Origin of the sequence: Dactylosporangium roseum (genome assembly GCF_025264685.1) — a bacterium.
In the GTDB taxonomy this organism is placed as follows: Bacteria; Actinomycetota; Actinomycetes; order Mycobacteriales; family Micromonosporaceae; genus Dactylosporangium; species Dactylosporangium roseum.
The window spans coordinates 4,921,867-4,946,096 of record NZ_CP073721.1 but is presented as its reverse complement, the minus strand read 5'-3'; the positions used below and the strand labels follow the sequence as shown (position 1 = coordinate 4,946,096).

Annotated in this window: 22 protein-coding genes; 12 read left to right on the top strand and 10 right to left on the bottom strand. The window is 71.9% G+C overall.

The window, feature by feature from the left end; translation table 11 throughout:
* Positions 1-131: 131 nt before the first annotated feature.
* Both Drose_RS23210 and Drose_RS23205 read left to right on the top strand, forming a co-directional pair.
* A complete protein-coding gene (locus Drose_RS23210; RefSeq protein ID WP_260723412.1) occupies positions 132-1,883 on the top strand; it encodes a hypothetical protein in 1,752 nt (583 codons plus the stop codon).
* 223 nt (positions 1,884-2,106) lie between these two features.
* Positions 2,107-2,763 carry a hypothetical protein gene (locus Drose_RS23205; protein ID WP_260723411.1) on the top strand — a complete coding sequence of 219 codons (657 nt, stop codon included), beginning with the start codon at positions 2,107-2,109 and terminating at the stop codon, positions 2,761-2,763.
* Between the two features lie 57 nt (positions 2,764-2,820).
* On the opposite strand, the gene Drose_RS23200 is transcribed toward Drose_RS23205, so the two are convergent.
* Positions 2,821-2,946, bottom strand: a complete 126-nt coding sequence (locus tag Drose_RS23200; RefSeq protein WP_260723410.1) for a hypothetical protein — start codon at positions 2,944-2,946, stop codon at positions 2,821-2,823.
* A gap of 325 nt (positions 2,947-3,271) precedes the next feature.
* Here Drose_RS23200 and kdpF point away from each other — a divergent pair, with 325 nt between their 5' ends.
* Genes kdpF through Drose_RS23180 form a run of 4 tightly spaced genes read left to right on the top strand, consistent with a single transcriptional unit; the run spans position 3,272 to position 8,019 of the window.
* Entirely contained in the window at positions 3,272-3,361 is a 90-nt protein-coding gene (kdpF, locus tag Drose_RS23195; RefSeq protein WP_260723409.1) for a K(+)-transporting ATPase subunit F, read from the top strand.
* Positions 3,361-5,022, top strand: coding sequence for a potassium-transporting ATPase subunit KdpA (gene kdpA / locus Drose_RS23190; protein ID WP_260723408.1), 1,662 nt, complete (start codon positions 3,361-3,363; stop codon positions 5,020-5,022). The genes kdpF and kdpA overlap by 1 nt, the downstream gene beginning before the upstream one ends.
* A gap of 44 nt (positions 5,023-5,066) precedes the next feature.
* The gene (gene kdpB, locus Drose_RS23185; protein ID WP_260723407.1) at positions 5,067-7,148 is read left to right on the top strand and encodes a potassium-transporting ATPase subunit KdpB; all 2,082 of its coding nucleotides are present in this window, start codon (positions 5,067-5,069) and stop codon (positions 7,146-7,148) included.
* A gap of 1 nt (position 7,149) precedes the next feature.
* Positions 7,150-8,019 carry a potassium-transporting ATPase subunit C gene (locus Drose_RS23180; protein WP_260723406.1) on the top strand — a complete coding sequence of 290 codons (870 nt, stop codon included), beginning with the start codon at positions 7,150-7,152 and terminating at the stop codon, positions 8,017-8,019.
* A 25-nt stretch (positions 8,020-8,044) separates the two neighbouring features.
* On the opposite strand, the gene Drose_RS23175 is transcribed toward Drose_RS23180, so the two are convergent.
* The 3 genes from Drose_RS23175 to Drose_RS23165 all read right to left on the bottom strand — a co-directional run bounded on the left by Drose_RS23175 (position 8,045) and on the right by Drose_RS23165 (position 11,261).
* Positions 8,045-8,926 carry a diacylglycerol/lipid kinase family protein gene (locus tag Drose_RS23175; protein ID WP_260723405.1) on the bottom strand — a complete coding sequence of 294 codons (882 nt, stop codon included), beginning with the start codon at positions 8,924-8,926 and terminating at the stop codon, positions 8,045-8,047.
* Positions 8,927-9,048: 122 nt separating this feature from the next.
* Positions 9,049-9,846 carry an alpha/beta hydrolase gene (locus tag Drose_RS23170; protein ID WP_260723404.1) on the bottom strand — a complete coding sequence of 266 codons (798 nt, stop codon included), beginning with the start codon at positions 9,844-9,846 and terminating at the stop codon, positions 9,049-9,051.
* Positions 9,847-9,944: 98 nt separating this feature from the next.
* The gene (locus tag Drose_RS23165; RefSeq protein ID WP_260723403.1) at positions 9,945-11,261 is read right to left on the bottom strand and encodes a coiled-coil domain-containing protein; all 1,317 of its coding nucleotides are present in this window, start codon (positions 11,259-11,261) and stop codon (positions 9,945-9,947) included.
* A gap of 240 nt (positions 11,262-11,501) precedes the next feature.
* Here Drose_RS23165 and Drose_RS23160 point away from each other — a divergent pair, with 240 nt between their 5' ends.
* Positions 11,502-12,110, top strand: a complete 609-nt coding sequence (locus Drose_RS23160) for a DUF1707 SHOCT-like domain-containing protein (RefSeq protein ID WP_260723402.1) — start codon at positions 11,502-11,504, stop codon at positions 12,108-12,110.
* A 69-nt stretch (positions 12,111-12,179) separates the two neighbouring features.
* Here the strand turns inward: Drose_RS23160 and Drose_RS23155 are convergent, their stop codons facing one another.
* Positions 12,180-12,674 (bottom strand): YybH family protein, encoded by a 495-nt coding sequence (locus Drose_RS23155; protein ID WP_260723401.1) that lies wholly within the window; start codon positions 12,672-12,674, stop codon positions 12,180-12,182.
* Positions 12,675-12,760: 86 nt separating this feature from the next.
* On the opposite strand from Drose_RS23155, the gene Drose_RS23150 reads away from it, so the two are divergent.
* Together Drose_RS23150 and surE are read left to right on the top strand one after the other, a co-directional pair.
* Positions 12,761-13,414 (top strand): SIMPL domain-containing protein, encoded by a 654-nt coding sequence (locus Drose_RS23150; protein WP_260723400.1) that lies wholly within the window; start codon positions 12,761-12,763, stop codon positions 13,412-13,414.
* Between the two features lie 28 nt (positions 13,415-13,442).
* Positions 13,443-14,267 carry a 5'/3'-nucleotidase SurE gene (gene surE / locus Drose_RS23145; protein WP_260723399.1) on the top strand — a complete coding sequence of 275 codons (825 nt, stop codon included), beginning with the start codon at positions 13,443-13,445 and terminating at the stop codon, positions 14,265-14,267.
* 4 nt (positions 14,268-14,271) lie between these two features.
* Here the strand turns inward: surE and Drose_RS23140 are convergent, their stop codons facing one another.
* The gene (locus Drose_RS23140; protein WP_260723398.1) at positions 14,272-15,084 is read right to left on the bottom strand and encodes a siderophore-interacting protein; all 813 of its coding nucleotides are present in this window, start codon (positions 15,082-15,084) and stop codon (positions 14,272-14,274) included.
* Between the two features lie 176 nt (positions 15,085-15,260).
* Entirely contained in the window at positions 15,261-16,637 is a 1,377-nt protein-coding gene (locus Drose_RS23135; RefSeq protein ID WP_260723397.1) for a sugar porter family MFS transporter, read from the bottom strand.
* Between the two features lie 253 nt (positions 16,638-16,890).
* Here Drose_RS23135 and Drose_RS23130 point away from each other — a divergent pair, with 253 nt between their 5' ends.
* The 3 genes from Drose_RS23130 (at position 16,891) to Drose_RS23120 (ending at position 18,984) form a co-directional block, all read left to right on the top strand.
* Positions 16,891-17,418 (top strand): hypothetical protein, encoded by a 528-nt coding sequence (locus tag Drose_RS23130; RefSeq protein WP_260723396.1) that lies wholly within the window; start codon positions 16,891-16,893, stop codon positions 17,416-17,418.
* The gene (locus Drose_RS23125) at positions 17,405-18,487 is read left to right on the top strand and encodes an MAB_1171c family putative transporter (protein WP_260723395.1); all 1,083 of its coding nucleotides are present in this window, start codon (positions 17,405-17,407) and stop codon (positions 18,485-18,487) included. Before Drose_RS23130 ends, Drose_RS23125 begins: the two co-directional genes overlap by 14 nt.
* A 92-nt stretch (positions 18,488-18,579) precedes the next feature.
* Positions 18,580-18,984, top strand: a complete 405-nt coding sequence (locus Drose_RS23120; RefSeq protein WP_260723394.1) for a helix-turn-helix domain-containing protein — start codon at positions 18,580-18,582, stop codon at positions 18,982-18,984.
* Between the two features lie 121 nt (positions 18,985-19,105).
* On the opposite strand, the gene Drose_RS23115 is transcribed toward Drose_RS23120, so the two are convergent.
* The 3 genes from Drose_RS23115 to Drose_RS23105 form a co-directional block, all read right to left on the bottom strand.
* Positions 19,106-19,717 (bottom strand): hypothetical protein, encoded by a 612-nt coding sequence (locus Drose_RS23115; protein WP_260723393.1) that lies wholly within the window; start codon positions 19,715-19,717, stop codon positions 19,106-19,108.
* A 75-nt stretch (positions 19,718-19,792) separates the two neighbouring features.
* Positions 19,793-21,406: an FAD-dependent monooxygenase gene (locus Drose_RS23110; RefSeq protein ID WP_260723392.1), complete on the bottom strand. Its 1,614-nt coding sequence runs from the start codon at positions 21,404-21,406 to the stop codon at positions 19,793-19,795.
* A gap of 98 nt (positions 21,407-21,504) precedes the next feature.
* On the bottom strand, positions 21,505-24,225 hold the full coding sequence (locus Drose_RS23105; protein ID WP_260723391.1) for an ATP-binding protein: 2,721 nt from the start codon (positions 24,223-24,225) through the stop codon (positions 21,505-21,507).
* Between the last annotated feature and the right edge of the window lie 5 nt (positions 24,226-24,230).

The following is a 24,230-nucleotide window of genomic DNA, read 5'->3' as shown; positions in this document are numbered from 1 at the left end:
GGCTCCCCCCTCGGTCGCTCGTGGTCCCGGTGAATTCTGGATCATGTTAGCCGGAACCGGGGTAGTTTATAGGCATCGATGACTGTGAGCCAGGGTGCCGTTACAGGGTCCCGCACCCTATCGTGTGAGCCGTGAAAATCGGCGAAAGGCTCCGTGGGCACACGTTCGATCTGATCGCCGTGGCGAGTTGTCTCGTCTTCGCGGTGGTGCTCCTGATGCACCTGTGGCAGGACCCGCGGACGCGGATGCTCTCGGACAACAACCAGGACCAGATCTTCTTCGAGTGGGTGCTCACGCACGCCGCGCACGCCGTCAGCCACGGCGAGTCGCCGATCTTCACCGACGAGCTCAACGCCCCGCTCGGCGTCAACCTCATGGCGAACACGTCCATCCTCGGCCTCGCCGTCCCGCTCAGCCCCGTCACGCTGCTCTTCGGCGCGGGTGTCACGTTCGCGATCATCAGCACCCTGGCCCTCGCCGGCACGGCCGTCGCGTGGTACTTCGTGCTCTCCCGCGACGTGGTGTCCTCGAAGGCGGCGGCCTACGTCGGGGCGCTGTTCTGCGGGTTCGGCCCGGCGATGGTCTCGCAGGTCACCGGCCACCCCAACATCGCCGGGCAGTTCCTGATCCCGTTCATCGTGCGGATGGTGATCCGGCTGCGGGAGCCCGGCCCGGCGGTCCGGCGCGGGTTGGGGCTCGCCGCGCTGGTGGTCTACCAGTGCTTCATCAACGAGGAGATCCTGTTCCTCACCGCGTGCGCGCTGGCCGTGTTCCTGGTCGCCTACCTGCCGCCGCGCGAGATGCTGCCGGCGGCCAGGGCGGCCCTGCCGACGCTCGGCGTCACCGCGCTCGCCGCCGGGGCGGTCCTGGCCTACCCGCTGTGGCACCAGTTCGCCGGGCCGCAGGCCTACCACGGGCTGCCCGAGTTCGTCCGCGGGTTCAGCAGCGACCTGGGATCCTTCACCGAGTTCAGCCGCCGCTCGATCGTCGGCGACCCGGCCCGCATCGAGAAGATGGGCGGCGCCACCGAGGAGAACACCTTCTTCGGCTGGCCGCTGCTGGGGCTCCTCGTCGCCGTGGCGGTGGCGATGTGGCGGCACCGGGCGGCCCGCGCGCTGGTGATCACCACCGTCGTGTTCGGCATCCTCTCGCTCGGCGGCGTCGTCCGCTACGAGGGCGAGGAGACCACGTGGCACGGCCCGTGGCAGTGGCTCGACGACCTGCCGCTGTTCGACTCCGTGGTGCCGACCCGGCTGGCGTTGGTCATGACGCCACTCGTCGGGGTGCTCATCGCGCTGGTCGTCGAGCAGTTCATCGACCGCCGGCCGGAGCCTGTCGGGGAGGAGTCCGGGCCGGCGCGGCCGGCTGCCCCGATCCTGTGGGCGGTGGCGCTGACCGTGGCGCTCGTCCCGCTCGTACCGACGCCGCAGCCGGCGAGCGACCGGGCTCCGGTGCCGGTGTTCTTCAGCAGCGGCCAGTGGCGGGAGCACCTGCCGAAGTCGGCGACGGTCGTCGCGGTGCCCGGCGGTTGGTGGGAGCAACTCGACGCGATGCGCTGGGCGACCACCGCGGACCTCGACTTCAAGATCGTCGGCGGCTACTTCCTCGCCCCGGACCCCAACCACCCGGAACGGCACGCGATGTTCGGCCCGTCGTACCCGCCGACGCTCAGCCTGCTGTCCGGCGTCGCCAACGACGGGGCCGTGCCGCAGGTGACCCCGGACCAGCAGGCCCAGGCGCGCACCGACGTCGACTACTGGGGCGCCACGACCGTCGTCCTCGCCGACCGGCACGGCAACAGCGAGGCCGTGCGGCGGACGGTCGACCAGCTCTTCGGACCCGGGCGGCACGTCTCGGACGTGTGGCTCTGGGACGTCCGGTAGCCAGGGGCTGCCGCGGCTGTGGAGTCCTGTGGTGGCCCAGGCGACCACAGGACTCCACAGGCCGGAACTGACGCCGGGTGGGTGCCAAGGTCCCGTCCCCGCCGGGCCGTTGGTCCCGTCGACGCGGGTGGTTGTCCTCTGCACCGCGACCTGCCAGGTGGCGCACGCTCTTGGTGCAAGAAGAAACCATCCCAGGGCACCGCCGAGTCAGAAGGACACTCCCATGAAGCGCAAGACCCTCGACATCCTGGTCGGCCTCGGCGGGATCGTGCTCGCCGGGCTCCTGCTGGTCGCCGGGATCGTGCTGACGACCAACGCGAACTTCGCCAACGACTACGTCACCAGCCAGCTCAGCCAGCAGCAGATCACCTTCAAGAGCGCCGACAGCCTGACGGCCGAGGAGCGCAAGTCGGCGTGCCTGGTCGAATACGCGGGCCAGCCGTTGACGACCGGCAAGCAGGCCGAATGCTACGCCAACGAGTTCATCGGGCTGCACCTGAAGACGATGGCCGGTGGCAAGACGTACGCCCAGCTCGGTGACGTGCAGACCCAACTGCGGGCGAAGGTCACCGCCGCGCAGCAGGCGAACGACCCGGCGCTGGCGGACCTGCAGAAGCAGCTCGCCGACGTGACCGCGCAGCGGGAGACGGTGTTCAAGGGCGAGACCCTGCGGGGGCTGCTGCTGACCTCGTACGGCTTCAGCGAGTTCGGTGCCAAGGCCGCCCAGGCCGCGCTGGTGGCGTACATCGCCGCGGGCCTGCTGTTCCTCCTCGGCGCCGCCGGCCTGGTCCACGCCGCCACCACCCCGGGCACGAAGGGCTTCGCGGTGCCCGAGCAGACCAACGGCAAGGAGAACGGCAAGAAACTCGTCGACGCCTGACCCGTCACGATCCCGGACCCGGGCCTCCCACAAGGGAGCCCGGGTCCCGCCGTGTCGTCAAACGGCGTCGAGGGACTCGCGGGTCCGCCCGGTCAGGTGCACGGTGTGCCCCTGCCGCGCGAACACGCGGGCCACCGCCCCGCCGATGCTGCCGCCCGCCCCGTAGATCACGACGTTCTTCATGATGGGTTTCCTCCTGGAGTGTGTCTTCGGGAGGTGAAACGCCACCCGGCGGCGGAACTCATCGGTCGTCCGGGAAGAAGTTCGCGCGGCGCTCGCCGCCGATCCCCGGCCGCGCCGACCCGGGTCCGCGTCATCGATCGACGCCCTGGCGGCCCGGGCCGCCGCACCGGCGGGGACGTCCGCGGCCGCTGATTTCATCCGTCGGTGTGAGCGTGGGCGCCGCAAAGGCGTCAAGAAACGCTGGCGTGGCTGACGTGGTGTTCGTACTGCTGACGATCGCGGCGTTCGCGCTGCTCGGCCTGGCGGTGCGGGCGGTGGAGCGGTTGTGAGCGCCGAGAACCTCGTCGGCCTGATCCTCGCGGTCGCCGTCACGGCGTATCTCGTAACGGCCCTGCTCTTCCCGGAGCGGTTCTGATGAGCCCCACCACGGCGGGCGTCCTCTTCATCGCCTCGCTGGTCCTCGCCCTGGTGGTCGTGCACCGGCCGTTCGGCGACTACATGTTCCGGGCGGTCACCTCGCCGCGCCATCTGCGGGCGGAGCGTGTGCTCTACCGCGCGGTCGGGGTCAACCCGGACGGGGAGCAGTCCTGGGGCGTCTATGCCCGCAGCGTGCTGGCGTTCTCGGCGATCTCGATCCTGTTTCTGTACCTGTTCCAGCGCGTGCAGCAGCACTTCTGGCTGTCGCTGGGGATGCAGCCCGTGGCGCCGGACCAGGCGTGGAACACGGCGGTCAGTTTCGTGACGAACACGAACTGGCAGTCGTATTCCGGTGAGTCGACGATGGGCCATCTGGTGCAGATGGCGGGTCTGGCGGTGCAGAACTTCACGTCCGCCGCTGTTGGTATCGCGGTCGCGGTCGCGCTGGTGCGGGGCTTCGCCCGGTCGAGGACCGATCAGCTCGGCAACTTCTGGGTCGATCTGGTGCGGGTGTGTGTGCGGATTCTGCTGCCGGTGGCGGTGGTCGGCGCGACGTTGCTGGTCATCGGTGGTGCGGTGCAGAACCTCAGTGGTGGTACCGAGGTGGCGACGCTGGCGGGTGGGTCGCAGTCCGTGACCGGTGGTCCGGTGGCCAGTCAGGAGGTCATCAAGGAGCTGGGCACGAACGGCGGGGGGTTCTACAACGCCAACAGTGCGCATCCGTTCGAGAACCCGACGAGCTGGACGAACTGGATCGAGCTGTTTCTGATCCTGTTCGTTCCGTTCACGATGCCGCGGGTGTTCGGCCGGATGGTCGGTGACCGGCGGCAGGGGTTCGCGATCGCCGGGGTCATGGCGATCATCGCGATCGGCAGTGTGGTTGCGATCAACGCCTTCCAACTGGCCCACGGCGGGACCGCCCCGATGGCGGCCGGGGCCAGCACGGAAGGCACGGAGGTGCGGTTCGGGGTGTCGAATTCGGCGACGTTCGCCGCGGTGACGACGTTGACGTCGACGGGTGCGGTGAACTCGTTCCACGATTCGTACACGGCGTTGGGCGGCATGGTCGCGATGGTGAACATGATGCTGGGTGAGGTGGCTCCGGGTGGTGTGGGTTCGGGGTTGTACGGGATGTTGATCCTTGCTGTGGTCACGGTGTTCGTGGCCGGGTTGATGGTGGGTCGGACGCCGGAGTATCTGGGCAAGAAGGTCGGTGCGCGGGAGATCAAGTTCGCGTCGTTGTATCTGCTGACGACTCCGGCTCTCGTGCTCGTGGGTACGGCGGTGGCGATGGGTTCGGCGACGGCGCGTTCGTCGATGCTGAACACGGGTGCGCACGGCCTGTCCGAGGTGCTCTACGCGTTCACCTCGGCGTCGAACAACAACGGCTCCGCGTTCGCCGGTATCAGCGTCAACACCGAGTTCTACAACACCGCTCTCGGCCTGTGCATGCTGTTCGGCAGGTTCCTGCCGATCATCCTCGTGCTCGGCCTGGCCGGATCCCTCGCCCGGCAGCAGCCGGTGCCCCAGTCCACCGGAACCCTGCGGACCTACCAGCCGTTGTTCGTCGGCATGGTCGTGGCGGTGACCGTTATCGTGGTCGCGCTGACCTACCTGCCCGCGCTCGCGCTGGCGCCGCTCGCGGAAGGCATCCAATGACCACCCCAACTCTGTCCCGGCAACCCCGGCCCCAAGGAATCTCCATGACCACCCCGACGCCGCGCAAGGTCGCGGGCGGTCTGCTCGACCCGGCGCTGTTGTGGCGGTCGTTGCCGGATGCGTTGCGGAAGTTGAATCCGGGCACGTTGTGGCGTAACCCGGTGATGTTCATCGTGGAGGTCGGTTCGGTTTTCACGACTGTGTTGGCGGTGGTGCATCCGAGTGTGTTCGCGTGGGTGATCACGGTGTGGTTGTGGTTGACGGTGGTGTTCGCGAATCTGGCCGAGGCGGTGGCTGAGGGTCGGGGTAAGGCGCAGGCGGATACGTTGCGCCGGGCGAAGCAGGACACGGTGGCGCGGCGGTTGGTGGATGGTGTGGAGGAGGCGGTGCCGGCGCCGCAGTTGCGGTTGGGTGATGTGGTGGTGGTGGAGGCGGGGCAGGTGATTCCGGGTGATGGTGATGTGATCGAGGGTATTGCGTCGGTTGATGAGTCGGCGATCACGGGGGAGTCGGCGCCGGTGATCCGGGAGTCGGGTGGGGACCGGTCGGCGGTGACGGGTGGGACGAAGGTGTTGTCGGATCGGATCGTTGTGCGGATCACGCAGCGGCCGGGGGAGTCGTTCATCGATCGGATGATCGCGTTGGTGGAGGGTGCGAATCGGCAGAAGACGCCGAATGAGATCGCGTTGAATATTCTGCTGGCGTCGTTGACGATCATTTTTCTGTTGGCTGTGGCGACGGTGCAGCCGCTTGCGATTTTCTCGAAGGGGGTGCGGGCGTTCGCTCCGGATTCCGCGGCGTTGGGTGCCGATGGGGTGGCGGGGGTCGTGTTGGTGTCGTTGTTGGTGTGTTTGATTCCGACGACGATCGGGGCGTTGTTGTCGGCGATCGGTATCGCGGGTATGGATCGGTTGGTGCAGCGCAATGTGCTGGCGATGTCGGGTCGGGCGGTTGAGGCGGCCGGTGATGTGAACACGCTGCTGCTGGACAAGACCGGCACCATCACCCTCGGCAACCGGCAGGCCGGTGACCTGCTGCCGGTGGAGGGGATCGACGTGCGGAAGCTCGCGGAGGCCGCCCAGCTCTCCAGCCTGGCCGACGAGACGCCGGAGGGGCGCAGCATCGTCGTGCACGCGAAGGAGCACCACGGCCTGCGCGAACGTGACGTCACCGGCGCCGTCTGGGTGCCGTTCACCGCGCAGACCCGCATGTCCGGCGTCGACGTCGACGGTCGCCAGATCCGCAAGGGCGCCGCGACCGCGGTGATGAAGTGGGTCCGCGAACACGGCGGCCGCCCCACCGAGGAGGTCGGCTCCATCGTGGACGCCATCTCCGGTTCCGGTGGCACGCCGCTGGTCGTGGCCGAGCACGTCGACGGCCAGCCGGCCCGCACCCTGGGCGTCATCCACCTCAAGGACGTGGTGAAGGAGGGCATGCGGGAACGGTTCGACGAGATGCGCCGCATGGGCATCCGTACGGTGATGATCACCGGGGACAATCCGCTCACGGCTCGGGCGATCGCGGAGGAGGCGGGGGTTGACGACTTCCTGGCCGAGGCCACGCCTGAGGACAAGATGGCGCTGATCAGAAAGGAGCAGCAGGGCGGCAAGCTCGTGGCGATGACCGGTGACGGCACCAACGACGCGCCGGCCCTCGCGCAGGCCGACGTCGGGGTCGCGATGAACACCGGCACCTCGGCGGCGAAAGAGGCCGGCAACATGGTCGACCTCGACTCCGACCCGACGAAACTCATCGAGATCGTCGAGATCGGCAAGCAGCTCCTCATCACCCGCGGCGCGCTGACCACGTTCTCCATCGCCAACGACATCGCCAAGTACTTCGCGATCATCCCGGCGATGTTCGCCGCGATCTACCCCGGCCTGGACCAGCTCAACATCATGCGCCTGGCCTCACCCGAGTCGGCGATCCTGTCCGCGGTCATCTTCAACGCGATCATCATCGTGGTGCTGATCCCGCTCGCCCTGCGCGGCGTGCGGTACCGGCCCGGCACCGCCGCCGCCATGCTGCGCCGCAACCTGCTCGTCTACGGCCTCGGCGGCATCATCGTGCCCTTCATCGGCATCAAGGCCATCGACCTTCTCATCCAATTCGTCCCGGGAATCTGACATGCGACTGCCTGCCTGGCTCGCCCAGCACCTCGCGGCCCTGCGCGCGGTGGCCGCCATGACCGTCGTGCTCGGCCTGGCCTACCCCTTGTTCATGGTCGCCGTCGCCCGCATCCCGGGCCTCGCCGGCAACGCCGACGGCTCGCTCATCGACAGGAACGGCTCGACCGTCGGCAGCAGCCGCATCGGCCAGTCCTTCACCGACAGGCTGGGCAACCCGCTGCGGCAGTACTTCCAGTCCCGCCCGTCCGCCGCCGGCGGCTACGACCCGAAGGCGACGGGTGCCAGCAACCTCGGCCCGCAGAGCGTCGTGGACGTCCCCGGCAGGGCGAGCCTGCTCACCCTCGTGTGCTCGCGCAGCAAGGCGGTCGGTGAGCTGGACGGCGTTGACGGCGCCCGCCCGTACTGCACGCCCGGCGGCGTCGGCGCGGTCCTCGCCGTCTTCTACCACAACGGCTCGACCGGCCCGGTCACCCGCGCGGTCAGCCTCAACGAGGCCTGCCCCGCGACCCCGTTCGTCACCACCTGGCAGGGCGTCACCGTCGAATGCGCCAAGCCCGGCGAGGACTACAGCAAAGGCGTCGTCACCCCCGTCCGGGGCAACGCCCCGGACACGCCGGCCGTGCCGGCCGACGCGGTGACCGCCAGCGGCAGCGGCCTCGACCCGCACATCAGCGTCGCCTACGCGAAGCTACAGATCCCACGGGTCGCCGCCGCACGGGGCATACCCGCCGCCGAGGTACGACGGCTCGTCGACGAGCACACCACCGGCCGCGCCCTCGGCTTCATGGGCGAGCCGGCGGTCAACGTCCTCAAGCTCAACCTGGCCCTCGACGCCGCCCAGCACACCGCCCGGCGGGCCGGCGGCTGACGTCCCGCCGGGCCGCCGTCCGCCGCTACGGGTCCTCCTTCGGCACGGCGACGGTCACCGCGGCGGGGACGGCCCTGGCCTTGAGCTTGCGCACCGGCTTGCGGGAACCGCCGTCGAGCTCCAGCAGGACCGGCTCGGCGAACGTCACGCGGACCTTGCGGGCGCTCGCCACCTCGGCGAACGGTGACGTCTCGGTGCGGCCCAGCGCCATCCGGCCCAGCGTGCGCGCCCACTGCAGCGCGCCCTTCGCCGTGGACACCCCGACGTCGAGCCGGCCGTCGAACGGGCTCGCGTCGTCGAACGCCTCGACGCCACCGGAGATGGTGCCGATGTTGCCGAACAGCACGCACGTCGCCGGCCCCTCGAACCACCGCTCGCCGTCGAGTTCGACGGTGGCCAGCACGGGATCGTCGCCGACGTGGCGGGCGGCGGTGCGGAAGTACGCGAGCTTGCCCGCCCGGCGCTTCATGCCGCGGTCGGCCTCGTCGATCATCGCCGCGTCGAAGCCCACGCCGGCCATGACCGCGAAGTGCTCACCGGCCACCTTGCCCAGGTCGAACCGGCGCCGGCCGCCGTGCAGCCCGATGTCGACGGCGGCCTCGATGTCGCGGGGGATCTCCAGCGACGTCGCGAAGAGGTTCGCGGTGCCGGCGGGCACGATCGCCATCGTGACGCCGGAGCCCGCGAGGGCGTCGACGCTGCGTTGCACCATGCCGTCGCCGCCCCACACGAACACCACGTCGGCGCCGCGCTCCACCGCCCGGCGGACACGCTTCGGCGCCTTCCTGCTCTTCGGTACCTCGTACCAGTCCGGCGCCCCGACGCCCGCCGACCGCAGGACGCGGCGCAGCTCGTCGAGCCCGCCTCCGAGCGACTTCTTCCGATGTGCGACGACGGCGACCTTCACGCCGGTGTGGTACCCAGCGGCATCCGCCGTTATTCGGGCCGTTCGACGCTCCGGCCTCCGGCGCCCACCGGATGGCGGCGCGGCCCGTCGCTGCGTCCATGGCCCTCAAGATTCAGGCCGGCTCAGCAGGTGGCGCGGGCGGCGTTCAGGATCTGCTCGGTGACCGGCTGCGGGTGGGAGACGAGCGTGAGGTGCGAGCCGTCCGGCACCACGGCGATCTTCGCGCGGGCGCGTTCGGCCATCGTCCGCTGGGAGGCGGGGGTGATGACGCGGTCGGCCTCGCCGATGACGTACCAGGACGGGATGGACCGCCAGGCCTCCTGCGCCGACTTCGTGGTGAAGGCGGCCGTCGCGGCCGGGCGCTGACCGGCCCACAGCGTCGTGGCGGTTTCGGGTGGTACGTCCGGTGCGAACGACTGCAGGAACGCCGTCTCCCGCAGGTAGAGGTCGCCACCGACCCGGTCGTAGAGCGTGGCCGGGTCCGCCGCCAGCGCGGAGCCCTTGCCGCTCAGCGCACCGGTGGTCTCGCCGACGGCGGGAGCGGCGGCGTCGACGTAGACGAGGGCCCGGACGTTGCCGTTCCCGGCGGCGGCGTTGGTGATGACCGAACCGCCGTACGAGTGCCCGACCAGCACCACCGGCCCTCTGATGGTCCCCAGGAACGCCGCCGCCGCGGTCGCGTCCCCGGTCAGCCCGCGCAGCGGGTTCGCGAAGGCGCGCACCTGGTACCCGTCACGCCGGAGCCGCTCGATCTCCCCGGTCCAACTGGACGTCCCGGTCCAGGCCCCGTGCACGAGCACGACGGTGGGTTTGACGGCGCACGGCCCGGGCGCGGTGGGCGCCGCCGAGGCGGCCGGCCCGACACCGACCACCACCGCCGCTGCGAGCAGTGCGACCGCGATCCCGCGTGTGACCGTCATGACGCGTGGCCCTACCCACCCGGTGCCCGGCTACGCCTGCGCCACTGCTGTGCTCGGCCGGCAGTGCCGGGCCGGTCGGCGGTGTCCGCGGGACCGGGTTATGCCTTCTCGGTCTCCTCGCGCCGGGACGGGCCGTCCGCGTCGGCGCCACCGGCACCACCACCGGCGGCGACGGCGGCCGGCTGCGGGTCGCGCGGGGCCGGGACCGTGTTGTCGGCGTGGGACTCACCGACCGTGCGGACGGGCACCTTCGGATACTCACCCGTGTCGGCACCACCCGCGGCGGCGGCCATGACCGCGGCGGCCGCCAGGTCAGCGACCCGCTTCGCCTCGCGCTGCACCCTGGCGCGGACCTCCTTGGCGTGCCGCTCGGCCGAGTCGGCGGCCTGGCGGGCGTGCTCCAGCCGGGTGAGCTCGCTCGCGAGGTTCTGCTTGACGTCCGTGAGCCGCTGCTGCAGGGAGGTGACCTCGCGGTTGAGCGCGGTGCCCTCGCGGCGCGCCTCGCCCAACTGCTGCTGGACGGCGTCGAACTCGGTCTGCAACTGCGTCAGCGCCTTCTGTCGCGCCTGGATGTCCTGCTGCACGATCGTGAGCTGCTGCTGAGCGGTCGCCGCCTGCTCGTCGGCGCGCTTGCGCATGTCGGAGGCGTATTTCTGGGCCTCGGCGTGCAGCGCCGCGCTCTTCTGGTCGGCGATGCTGCGCTGCTGGGTGATCTCCCGGTCGACGTTGGCCCGCAGCTCGGTGATCTCGCGGTCGGAGCTGGCCCGCATTTCCTCGATCTCGCGCTGCGCGGTCGCCTTCCACTGCGCCAGCTCCTGCTGGGCCTGTGCGCGGCCGGCCTTGACCTCCTGGAGGACCTGCTGGCGGGCCGCCTCGGCGAGGGCGTCCGCCTCTTTGCGAGTCTTGTCGAGGTGCTCGTGGCTCTGCTCGTTGATCCGCTCCGCCTCTTGCACGGAACGCTCGTGCGCGGCCTCACCGTCGGAGATGAGCTTGTCGGCGCGCTCCTGCGCCTCCTTCAGCGCCTTTTCGGCCTCGGCCTGTTGCTCGGCGGCCTTCTGCTCGGACTGCTCGATGATCAGCCCGGCCTGCTTCTCGGCCAGCGCGAGGATCTGGTCGACCATCGGGCCGAGGTGCCGGAACGAAGCCCGGTCGACGCGCGCGGGCCGCTGCCGCGCCTCGGTGAGCTCCGCCTGGGCCTGCTTGAGCTGCGCGGAGAGTTCCTGCACCTGCGACGACAGCTCCTGCGCCTGCCCGACGACGCGCTTGCGCTCGGCGGTCAGGCCGGCGAGCTGCCGGTCCATCTGGGCGACGTGCAGGTCGACCTGCCGCTTGTCATAGCCGCGCATGACCTGGGCGAAGGCCGGACGCGAACCGGTGTCCTCGTGTTGCGCTGCAAGCTCCCCGCCGTGGGACATGGGCCATCCTCCATACGATCGGGAAGGTGAGATGCCGGCGACTCACGGACAGCGCCGCCCGACTGCACATCCAAATCGCTACCGGAGTCTGACGCAAGTCTCGTTACGTTGCGTGTCGCAAACAGTAACCGTCAGTGGGTGGGTGTCGCTCGTACCAGGCCGTGGCCGACTCCGGGCCGAACGCGGCGGCGAGCAGGCCGAGAGGCTCGACGGGATCGAGACTGACTAGGATTTCGGCTCATGGCCGATCTACCGGAGCGGGTCGATCCCAAACAGATGCGGGCGTCCGACGCCGATCGTGAACGAGTGGCGGAGGTCTTGCGATCGGCCGCCGCGGAGGGCCGGCTCGACCTCGACGAGGTCGACGAGCGGCTGCACGCCGTGTATGCCTCCCGCACCTATGCGGAGCTGGAGCCGCTGGTGCGTGACCTGCCGAGCCCGGCCGCGTCGCCGGTGCCGCTCGACGGGGTGCCTCCGCGGCCGGGTGAGGTCCGGCGACGCGGGTGGGCGGCCGCCGTCATGAGCGGCTTCTCGCGCCGGGGGTCGTGGATCCCGCCGCGGGAGTTTAGCTGCCTCGCGTTCTGGGGCGGCGGCACAGTCGATCTGCGCGAGGCGCGCATGCTGCACGGTGAGGTGACGATCAGGGCGTTCGCGGTCATGGGCGGCATCTCGGTCATCGTGCCGGAGGACGCCGACGTGCAGGTCACCGGCATGGGCCTGATGGGCGGCTTCGACCACGGCGCCGCCGGCGGCGGCCGGCACGGCGCGCCGCGGATCGTCGTCACCGGGTTCGCGGTCTGGGGCGGCGTCACCGTCCAGCGCAAATCCAGGCGGAAAAAGCAGCCTTAGCGCCGCCGGGAAGGAAGAATGGGGCGGAAACCGGCACGAGCGGACCGTGCGGGCAGGGAAGCGCCGTCGTCAGCGGAGGGCGGCCTGCTGATAGTCGCGCAGTGCCGAGGGGTCGTCCATGCTGCCGTGGTGGTGGAGCTGGCGCCAGCGTTCGTGGCGCGGGTGCCACGTGAAGTATCGGCTGGTGCGAAACTCCAGCGGCACGTGCTCGCCCTCGGCGTTCGTGTAGTGGCCGACCTCCCGGCCGGCGAACATGGCGGCGTCCGGCGACCAGTACGTCGCGGCGTCGGTGAAGGTGATGTCCAGCCGCACGCCGCTGTCGAACAGGTGGCGGTACATGTCGACGACCGCCCGGCCGGACCGCACGATCCCGCCGACCGGGTTGTCGACCTGCGCCAGGTCGTCGTCCGACCATATCTCGGCGAGCACGTCGAGGTCGGCGTGGTTCAGCGCGTAGTAGAAGGTCTCCAGCGCCGCGATCGCCCCGTCGGCGCTGCGCCGCGACGTCTCGGCGAGCCGGTTGCGGCTGTGCGGGCCGAAGTTGTAGTCGACGAGATCAGACACGTCGGCACCGTAGCCCGCCGGCGGGTGGACGGGCCGCGCGGCCGACCGCCGGTCACCCGCAGCATCAGCCTTCTAGGCTGGGCAGCATGACGACGGTTGTGGTGCGTGGGGAAGCTGTGCGGGACGTCGAGCCGGAGCTCGCCGAGTTCACGGTGATCGTCGCCGCCCGGGACAAGGACCGGCAGGCCGCGCTGGCCCGGCTGCGGGAGCGCGCCGACGCCCTGCGGCAGTTCCTCGACCGCTACGCCGAGGCGATCGAGCGGCGCGAGTCCGGCGGCCTGCACGTACACCCCGAAAACGCCCGCCGCGGGGAGAAGGTCACCGCCTACGCCGGCAGCGTGTCGACGACCGTGACCGTCAATGACCTCACGGTGCTCGGTGAGCTCATGCTCTCCATCGCCGACCAGGACCAGACCCACGTGTACGGGCCGGCGTGGAGGCTGCGCGACGACAGCCCGGTGCACCGGGCGGCCCGCCGGGCCGCGATCGGCGAGGCGATCGCCCGCGCGAAGGAGTACGCGGAGGCGCTCGGCGCCCGGGTCGAGACCCTCGTCGAGCTGGCCGACCCCGGGCTCAGTCGGGGCCCGCAGCCCGTTGCCGCCGGCTTCGAGACGTTCGCCGCCCAGGCGAAGCACGGTGGCCCGGGCGGCGCGCCCGACCTGCGGCTCGACCCGGAGCGCCAGCGGGTCTTCGCGGCGGTCGAGGCGCGGTTCACGATCAGCGACCCGACCGTGCTGTAAACCTCCTCGCCCGGGGAAAAGATGGGTTATGGACACCAAGCGGGTGCTCGTCACCAACGACGACGGAATCTCCGCGCCGGGCATCCGGTGGCTGGCGAAGGCGGCGCACGAGAGCGGGTTCGACGTGGTCGTCGCCGCGCCGCAGCGGGAGGCCAGCGGGATGAGCGCGGCGTTGTCGGCGGTGACCGAGGAGGGCGGGATCGTCGTCGCCGATGCCGCGCTCTGCGGGCTGGACGACGTGCCGGCCTACGGGGTGGCGGCGTCGCCGGGGTACATCGCGGTCCTCGCCGGGATCGGCGCCTTCGGGCCGGCGCCCGACCTGGTGCTCTCTGGCATCAACCGGGGCGCCAACGCCGGCCGTGCGATCCTGCACTCCGGCACCGTCGGCGCCGCGCTGACGGCCGCGAACAACGGCATCAGCGCCCTGGCGGCGTCGCTCGACGTGCTCTCGCCGGCCGCCGGCAGCAGCGTCACCGGCGGCGCGGCGATCGCGGAGCTGGACGCCGTCGACGACGAGACCCGCCACTGGGACACGGCCGCCGAACTCGCCGGCCGGCTGCTGCACTGGCTGGTGGAGGCGCCCGCCGGCACCGTCCTCAACCTCAACGTGCCGGACCGGCCGGTGGAAGAGGTCGCCGGGCTGCGCCGGGCCACGCTGGCGCCGTTCGGCCAGGTGCAGATGGCGCTCGCGGAGGCGGGTGAGGGATACGTCCGTACGGCCATCAGGGAACACGGCGCCCGCCACGTCCCCGGCACCGACCTGGCGTGGCTCGCGCAGGGCTACGCCGTGGTCAGTGCCATCCGGCCGCCGGACCTGGACTCGCAGGTCGAGGTGCCCGTGGACCTGCCGTAGGCGGCTACGCCGGCTCCTGCTCCACCTCGATCCGGGCGTTCCACTCCCGCTTGCTGGCCTGCCAGCCGTCCTCGTCGTGGCCGAGCCGCCAGTAGCCGGAGATAGAGAGCCGCTCACGCGGGATGCCGCGCTCGACGCGGAGATAGCGCCGCAGCTCCTTGACGAAGCCGGCCTCGCCGTGGACGAACGCCTGGACGTCGCCGTCGGGCAGCGGCAGGCCGAGCACGGCGGGCACGAGCGCCGACCCGACCGGGCCGTCGCCGCGGTGCACCCAGGTGACGCCCGGGACGTCCTGCTCGTCGGCGGGGCCCGCCACCTCGACGAGTGCCACGTGCACGGCGTCTGCGGGCAGCCGCTCGACCGACGCCGCGATCGCCGGCAGCGCGCTCTCGTCACCGGCCAGCAGGTGCCAGTCCGCCTTCGGGTCGGGCGCGTAGGCGCCACCGGGGCCGCCGAAGCGCAGCAGGTCGCCCGGCCGGGCGCGCACCGACCATCGGGCCGCCAGGCCGGTGTCGCCGTGCAGGACGAAGTCGAGCACCAGCTCCCGGGCCCGCGGGTCCCACGACCGCACCGAGTACGTCCGGACCACCGGCCACTGGCCCCGCGGCATCGTGGCCCGGACCGTGGCCAGGTCGAACGGCTCCGGATAGGTCACCCCCTCCGCCGGGAACAGCAGCTTGACGTAGTGGTCCGTGTAGATTCCGGCGTCGAACCGGTCCAGTCCCTCGCCGCTCAGGACGACGCGCTGCATGTGCGGTGTGAGCCGCTCCGTGCGCACGACCCGCCCGACATGGGTCCCCTGCGGTCGCTCAGCCATAACGATCAGCCTACGACCCGGCGCGCGACGCGGTGCGCGCACGACCACCCGCCGCAGGCCACCCGCGGCGGCTTCCCGGGGCGGACAGTGGGGACGTGGCGGCACGCAGTGGCTGGTCGGTCCTGAGGAGGAGCGGGTCCCGGCGGAGATCGTCCGCCGGGAGGTCTGCTGAGCGGTCAGCGGTCGCCGCGCAGGCTGTGCTCGATGTCCTCCAGCGTCCTGCCTTTCGTCTCGGGCAGGTGGCGGTGGAGGTACAGCAGGCCGATCACGCCGAATGCCGCGTAGAGCCAGAACAGGCCGGTGGCGCTCAGCAGCGCGATCGTCGTGAGGACGGTCAGGGAGATGAGGAAGTCGAGCGTCCAGTGGGTGACCGTGCCGGCGCCCGCCGCCTTGCCGCGCACCGCCGTCGGGAAGATCTCGCTGTTGATGAGCCAGATGCCGAGGCCGAGGCTGGCGGCGAACGCGGCGATGTACACGCACAGGACCGCCACCAGCAGGAACCCGGCGATGCCGGTCTGGCTGGGCAGCAGGTACAGCGCGCCGAGCGCCACCAGGCTGACGACGACGATCGCGGTGCCACCCAGCAGCAGCGGCCGCCGGCCGATCCGGTCGATCACGAGCAGCGCGCCGATCGTGACGACCATGTTGACCAGGCCGATGCCGACCGTCGACACGAGCGCCGCCGCGTCGCCGAACCCGGCGCGGGTCAGCAGCGTCGGGGTGTAGTAGATGACCGCGTTGACGCCGACGAGCTGGTTGGTCGCGGCGACTGCGACGCCGAGCAGGACCGCCGGGCGCAGCCGCCGGCCGAAGACGTCGCGGATCGTCATGCCGCGCTCGGTGGCGGTGATGGCTCGCATCTCGGCCAGTTCCTCGTCGGCCTCGCCCGGGCTGCGTGAGCGGAGCATGACCGTGCGGGCCTCGTCCTCCCGGCCGCGGGACAGCAGCCAGCGCGGGCTCTCCGCCAGGCCGAGCAGGCCGAGGAGCATCACCGCGGCCGGGACGGCGGCCAGGCCCAGCATCCACCGCCAGCCGTGGCTCGGCGAGAAGGCGAAGCCCACGAGGTACGACACGAAGATGCCGACCGTGATCATGAGCTGTTGCAGGGACACCAGCCGGCCGCGTGTCTCCCGCGGCGCCATCTCCGCGATGTACGTCGGCACGACCAGCGACGACGTGCCGATCGCGAGGCCGAGCACGAACCGGGCGGCGATCAGCACCGCCGCGCTCGGGGCGAGCGCGGCGACGAGCGCGCCGGCGCAGAACACCGCCGCGGACACGATGAGCAGCCGTCGCCGGCCGAACCGGTCGACGAGTGGTCCGCCGCTGAGGACCCCGACGATCGCGCCGAGCAGCAGCGCGGCGACGACCACCTCCTGCTCGCCGCTGGACAGGTTGAACGCGGGGGCGAGGTACAGCAGCGCGGCGGAGATGACGCCGGTGTCGTAGCCGAACAGGAAGCCGCCCAGGGCCGCGACGAGCGCGGGCCCGAGGATCGACCGGTGAACGGTGACGGTGGCGCGCGTGGGCTGCGCGGCGGGACAACCGGCCATGTCGGCAGCCTCCCAGGTCGACGGAGTATGAGCGGATACCCCGTTTTATCCGCTTTCATCCCAGCGCCGGCCGACATCGCCGTGCCCCGTGGCCTCGACCGGCCCCTCCTCCGGTCGAGGCCGCCCGCCCTGTCGTCCAGCCTTCCGCGTCGCGCAACCGGACCGCAAGGGCCGACCGGTTGACGAGGGCGGCAGACTAGGGCCTTGGGGACCACTTCGCGCTTATTCGTGCACTCGGGGCAGAGGAGGGAAAATGGGGCTGAAGAAGCTGGAACGGGAGTGCCGCCGGCTGCTGGCCGGCGTCGACGTGCCGCACCCGTTCGATCTCGACGTCTTCCGCGCGTCCGTCGCCGAGCGCCGGGGGCGCCCGCTCCACCTGCATCAGCTTCCCGGGTCGTACGCCGCGGGCGCACCCTGCGGGCTCTGGCTCGCCACCGACCGGGCGGACCACGTCTTCTACGCCGCCGGCACGGGCCGCGTGCACCAGCAGCACATCATCCTCCACGAGATCGGGCACGTCCTCTGCGACCACGTCGCACCCGGGCTGGAGCGGGACGACGCGGCCGCGCTGCTGCCCGACCTCGATCCGGCGACCGTGGCGCGGGTGCTGCACCGCTCCTCGTACACGGCGCCGCAGGAGCAGATCGCCGAGATGATCGCGACGATGATCAACGAGCGGGCCGTCAACGGACATCCCCGCAGGCCCGAGGATCCCGTGCTCGGCCGTCTCCACGAGGCGTTCGCCGAACCGTCCAGGACAGAGCGCCGTGGCGGCCGTTGACGCCCTGGAGATCACGGTCCTGGTCCTGCTCTGGGCCCTCACGATCTGGCGGTTCTCGACGGCCCGGTCCCCGCTGGGCCGGACGGTGCGGCTGGTCGTCCTGCTGCTCGCGGTGTCCTTCACGGTCAACCGCCGCGAGATCTCGTACGCGACCGACCGGATCCTGCACGTCGCCGACGTCTCGGTACCGCTGAAGAACCTCGCGACCGTGGCGGCGTCCGTCGGCATGGTCCACATCGTCGGGCTGCTGTCGCCCGACCCGGACAGGTACCGGTGGGTGCGCCGCGCGACGTACGGCCTGCTGGCCGCGGCGTCGGTGGCGATGATCGCGCTGTTCCTCGCCGTCCCGCGCAGCCCCGCCCGCTGGGACTTCGTCGCCGAGCGGGCCGGCACGCCACTCGTGACCGCCTACGGGCTGCTGGCCCAGCTCGGGCTCGCCGTCGGGCTGGCCTGCGCACTGGTGATCTTCCGGCCCTCGGCCCGGCGCGCCGCGCCCGGGCCGCTGCGGGTCGGCCTGCGGCTGCTCACCGCGGGCGCGGTGGCCGGCCTGCTGTTCATGGCCAACCGGGTGCTCTTCCAGTTGACCAACGCGGCCGGCAGCACGCTGCTCGACGGTCCGGTCGCGGTGAACGTCTCACGGAGCCTGCTGGCCACGATGCTGCTGCTGTTCGTCGCCGGTGCCGCCGTGCCCGCGCTCGGCGGGCTGCTGCGGTGGGCGTCGCACTACCGGGCCCTGCACCGGCTGCGGCCGATGTGGCAGGAGCTGACGGCGACGGTGCCCGGTGTCGTGCTCGGCGACCCGCCCGGCCGGCTGGCGGAGCTCGTCGCGGTGCGCAGCGTCGAGCTGCGCCTCTATCGCCGGATCATCGAGATCCGCGACGCGCAGTGGCGCCTCGCGGGCGGCTCGGCGCAAGCGGCCCCGGTGGGGCGCCACGACCTCGACGGTGAGGTCCGCGAGCTGCTGAAGCTGCGTCGGGCCGCGCCCGGCGGCCGGCCGGCCGCACGAAGCGTTGTGGCCACCCCCGATGACGTCCCAAGCCACAACGTTCCGTCCGACCGCCCCCGCTGATCAACGTCTGCTGACGAGATCTGCACGCTCATAAATCTGAGCTTATGATGGAGATTTCCACCGCGCGGGTGGGATTGTCAAGGGTTGATGCCATGACGACGATGACACTGGCAGCGAAGCTGGACCGGCTGTTCCGCACGGTCCATCCGGCCGGCCGGGCCGAGTACACCTACGAGGAGGTGGCGTCCGCCATCCGTGAGCGCGGCGTCATGATCTCGCACACGTACATCTGGCAGCTCCGCAAGGGCAACCGGGACAACCCGACCAAGCGGCACCTGGAGGCGCTCGCCGAGTTCTTCGGGGTCAACCCGGCGTACTTCCTCGACGACGACGCGGCGCGGCGGATCGACGATCAGCTCGAACTGCTCGCGGCGCTGCGGGACAACGCGGTGCGGACGGTCGCGCTCCGGGCGGCCGGGCTCTCCGGCCCCAGCCTGGAGGCCATCCACGGCATGATCGAGCACGCCCGCCGGATCGAGGGGCTGCCACCGACGTGACCGTCGCGGTGCGCCGCCGTCTGCCGGGCCGGCGGAGCGCGTGTGCGGAGGCGTTCGTGAAGGTGGGATGGGCGGCGCGATGCCCGCCCCCGTGACGGGCATCGCGCCGAGCGGTGGGTCGTCAGACCGACCGGCGGATGCGCTCGGCCAGCAGGACCGCGGCGCGTATGGCGGCAACGCGGCCGTTCATCACGACCATCAGGTCCTCGACCGTGCAGATCGGCGGGGTGTGGTCCTGGGCCGCGGCCAGGCGGGGGTGGCGCTTCGCCCAGGCGGCGAGGGAGTGGGCCAGCGCCTCCTCCATCGTGTGCGGCGAGTGCGGCGCGGAGGTCAGCGAGGCCAGCAGGCGCTCGCGGAACGGCCAGTAGGACCAGACCTTCGTCTCGTCGACCAACTGCGCCACGGCGTCGTTGCGCTGGTACACGAGCGCGAGCTGGATCGAGTCGGTCCGGCCGTCGCGGATGAGCTCATCGATGAGGGGGTGGCGGGCGTGCGCGCCGGCGACCTCGTAGAACGTGCTGCGGCTGCCCCGCGGCGCGGCGGCGTCGACGATGCTCTTCCAGGTCAGGTTGGCGCCGGGGTGGGTCTCGACGAGCTTGGCCACGGCCTGGAAGTAGATGGTCTTCGTCCGCCAGTGGCTGCGTTTCGCCGACGAGTTGCCGGACAGCCGCCGGTGCCACTGTCCGACGACGGTGTTGTCGAGTTGCGGAGGTTTGATGATCGTCAGAGTCATCGGTCGGGCCCCTTGTCGATGGCGCTTACGTACGGTCGAGACTGTCCGGCCGGCTGCCGCCACGGCATGACGTATTCACGTGGTCTTTGCCGGCTGCACCACCCGGCCGACGACGTGGTCGAGGACCGCGTCCCAGTCACCGACGGAGGCGCCGGACCGCCAGGCGACGTGGTGGTCCGGCCGGACCAGCACCAGCGGGCGCTCCCAGCACGCTCGTACCGCCGGATCGGTGACCGGCAGGTGCGCCACCGGGATCCCGCGCCGGTTCGCCGCCGCCGCGAGCGGCCCGCCCAGCGCGCCGTCGGTCAGGTCGACCAGGGTGAGCTCCCGGCCGAGGTGGTCGAAGAGCTGGGAACCGTCGGCCAGGCGCACGGCCGGGGCGCGACCGCCCGGCCAGGTCGTCGGCTTGACCCGGTGGCCGTTGAGGTCGGGCGGGGTGCCGCGGTCGTACCAGATCACCGACGACGCGGCGTAGCGTCCGCCGAACTGGATGCCCATGATGTCCACCTGGTGCGTCTCCTGGTGCAGCACCCCGGCGAGGAACTCGCGCGAGGCGCCGGCCGCGGTGAGCCGGCCGAACCGGCGCCGCGTCTCCAGCGACCGCGCCAGCAGTTCCCGGTCCATCAGCGCCCGCGGCCGGCGCTCCAGCTCGTAGCTGGCGAGCAGGCCGGGGCCGCCCCAGCCGTTCACCACGGCGGCGAGCTTCCAGCCGAGGTCGACGGCGTCGCCGATGCTCGTGTCCAGGTTGTCGCTGACCGGGTGGAAGCGGTGCGCGGCCTCACCGGCGAGGAAGACGCGCCCGCGCCGATACGTGCCGGCGACCGCGAGCGAGTCGTCCCACTGCGTCACCCCGAGGACCTCCGGCGTGGCCAGCTCCCGGCCCAGCCGGCTGCGCAGCATCGCCACCGGGTCGGTGGTGATCGGATCGTCGGAGGCGATCGGGAGGTGCCCGACCCAGCAGTTGCGCTCGCTGCGCGAGACGAGCGTCAGGCCGCCGACAACGATCGTCGACAGCGCCCGTCCGCGCGGGTGCAGGTGGGGGTCCTCGGTGCGGAAGTAGACGGAGCAGTGCGGCGCCACCGGCCCGAGCTGCTCCATCGGCACGTCGAGGCAGCGTCGCACCGTGCTCTGCGCGCCGTCGCAGCCGGCGACGTGCCGCGCCGTGACGGTGTGCCGCTGGCCGGTGCGCACCTCGAGGAGCTGCACGCCGACTCCGTCCTCCTCGACGCGCAGGCCGGTGAAGGTCCAGCCCTCGCGCAGGTCGACCAGCGGGTGACCGCGTAACGCGTCGCGCAACTGCGTGGCCAGCAGCGCGCCGGGCACGCGGTGGTGCAGCTCGACGGGGGCGGTGCCGTCGTTGACCTGGGCGTACCGGCCGCGTAGCTGGTTGACCGACGGATAATGGGAGATCAGCACCGGCGGCTGGTCCAGCCCCTGCCGCCACTCGAAGTCGCTGGGGGAGTCCGGGTCGACGCCGCGCTCGCGGATCACCGCGGCCAGCCCCAGGCGCCGCAGCAGCTCCATGCTGCGGCCGGTGAGCAGATCCAGATCGGGATGGCGGGGCGGGGTGAGCGAGCGTTCGACCACGACGCTGCGCACGCCGTGGTGCGCGAGCTCCAGCGCGAGCACCGCGCCCACGGCGCCGGCTCCGACCACGAGCACCTGCGTGTGCGGTGTCGACGAGCTCATCGGCTCCCCCCAGTCCGGCGACGCTGTGTGGTGGTGATTCACACAGGGCCATGCTGGAGGGCGGGGCGGACCCCGCACATCACGTCGATGCGTGGTTTTCAGCGCTCGCGAGCCACCAGGTTGGCCAGTTCGACCCGGCTGCTGATGTCGAGCTTCGTGAAGATCTTGCGCAGGTGGCTGTCGACGGTGTGCCTGGACACGAACAGCTCCTCGGCCACCTGCCGGTTCTTGTGACCCGCGGCGACCAGCATCGCCACCTTCAGCTCCGCCGGGGTGAGCTGCGCCAGGCAGGAGCCGGCCCGGAACGGCGACGGATCGGCCGCCGGATGCTCCCCGGCGAGCCGCAGCCGCATCCGGTGCGCACCGCATCCGGTCGCGATGTCGAGGGCTTCCCGCACCTCGCCGGCGTCCTCCAGGGCACCGGCGAGCGCGAGCGGCCGGCGGGTCTTGCGGAACGCGGCGACCGCCTCCTCCAGCCGGTGCTGGTCGCGGTGCAGCAGGCCCTCCGCATGGAAGGCCGCGGCGACCAGGGAGTGCGCCGAGGGATTGCGGTCGGCGAGCCGGCGGGCGGTCGTGGCGACGAGCTGCGCGCGGGACCGGTCGCCGGCGTCGAGCGCGAAGCGGACGAGGGTCGCGGCGGCGCACGGGTGCTGGCCGATGAGCACCGGCCGGTCCGGCAGCGCGTCGTACGTTCCGGCGAGGACGCGCATGGCCGCGTCCGGGCCGTCGAGGCAGCCGCGCAGGAACCCCTCCGGCCAGACGACGTCCTCGGGTGCGGCGGTCGCGCCGGTCTCGGTCCGCCGGTGCATCCGCGCCAGGTACTCCCGCGCCTGCGGGTCGTCGCCGCGCATGACCGCGAGCCGCACGAGCTGGCCGAGCAGCGGCAGGGCGACCGCCACGGCGGTGACCTGGTCGGCGACCGCGACACCGTTCTCGGCCTCGGCGACGGCCTCGTCGAGGCGGCCCCGGGCGGTCAGCAGCGCGGTGCGGTAGTAGTGCCACAGCGGGGTCGACCAGGCGGTGCCGAGCTGTTCGCTCTCCTGGCGGCCGCGGCGGAAGACCTCCTCGGCCTCGTCGAAGCGGTCGAGGGTGGTCAGCGCGTCGCCGAGCCAGATGCGCGGATGCCGGTGCGCCGCCGGGCCGCCGACCCGGTCGGCGAGGTCGGTCGCCTCCTGGGCGTGGGCGAGCGCGTCGGCCGGGCGGCCCTGGGCCTGGGCGACGAGGCTGCGGGCGGTGAGGCCGAACACCGACGCGCTGTGCTCGGCGGCCGTCTGCCCGGAGGTGTACGCGCTGGCGCCCGCCCGGTCGGCCCCGCCGAGATCGCCGACGTAGAACAGCGCGTGCGCCCGGACGGCGAACAGGTTCGCGCGCACCGGCTCCGGGATCTCCGCGTGCCGCAGGCCGCGGTCGGCGTACTCCACCGCCCGGCGGTTCTGCCCCGCGTGCTTGAACGCCTCGGCGAGGCCGAGCAGCAGGGTCGCCTCGGTGGCGGCGGGCAGCCCGGCCCGCAGCGCCGTCTCGCCCAGCTCGTGCGCCTGCTCCAGACGGCTCGCCGAGGCCAGCAGGCCGACCGCGTCCGCGACGAGCGCCACCCGGGCCGGGTCGTGCTCCCCGAGCACGTCGAGGGCGTGCACGATGAGGTCGGCCGCGGTCGCCGGGGCGGGGCCGGCGACCTCCTTCGCCGCCTCGTGCAGCATGGTGACCGCCTCGCGGGTGCCGGACCGGCCGCTGCGGAGCAGGTGCCCGGCGACCTCGACCGGCGAGCGGCCCTCGTCGCGGGTGACGGCCGCGGCCTCGCGGTGCAGCAGTGCGCCGACGGAGTCGCCGAGCGTGCCGTAGATGGCGAGCCGGACCAGGTCGTGCACGAACGTCAAACCGTCGTCCACGTCGACGAGGACCTTGGCGGTCACGGCCTCCTCGATCCGGGGCAGCAGCGTGGCCGGGCGCGCGCCGATCAGCCGGGCCACCGCCTCGATGCTGAACGGCCGGCCGAACACCGAGCCGGCCCGCAGCAGCAGCCGCGCGTCGCCGGACAGCCCGCGCAGCACCTGTTCGACGATCGTGATGAAGCTCGACGGCAGCTCGTCGCCGACGACCGTGGCGACACCGCCGCTGATGACCAACTGGTCGGTGGCCTGCAACGCCCGCAGCAACTGCTCGACCTGCAACGGGATCCCGTGGCAGCCGCCGGCGAGCGCGAGCACGGTGTTGTCGACCTCGGCGCCGACGGCCTCGGCGCAGAGCCGGGCGACGGCGAGGTCGTCGAGGGAGCCGAGCCGTAGATCGTCCGCGCCCTCGCGGATCAGCCAGTCGACGACCTGCTGCCCCGGGGTGTCGCCGGGCGCGGGCCGGCGGGCGAACAGCCAGCGCACCGGGACGGTCCGCAGGGCGGGCACCAGCTCGCGGATCGCGAGGGCCGACAGCTCGTCCATCCACTGGGCGTCGTCGATCACGATGACGAGCGGCCGGTCGTCCGTGAAGTCGTCGAGCGCCGCGCCGAGCCGCTCCACGGCACGGTACTGGTTGTCGTGGTCCTCCCGCAGCCAGGCGAACGCGTCGGTGACCGGGCGCAGTTGCCGCAGCGCCGACGCGAGGGTGACCAGCGGCGCCGCCCGGTCGAGCTCGAACGCGGCCCGCGCGGCGACCACCACGCCGAGCCCTTCGGCGTGGTCGACGGCCGCGCGCAGCAGGTGCGACTTGCCGATGCCGGGCGAGCCGGTGAGCACCGTGCAGCCGCCCACGCCGTTCGTGGCACCGGCGACCGCGGTGTGCAGCGTCGCCAGTTCGCGGTCACGCCCGAAGGTCTTCAGCACCGTCATCCTGC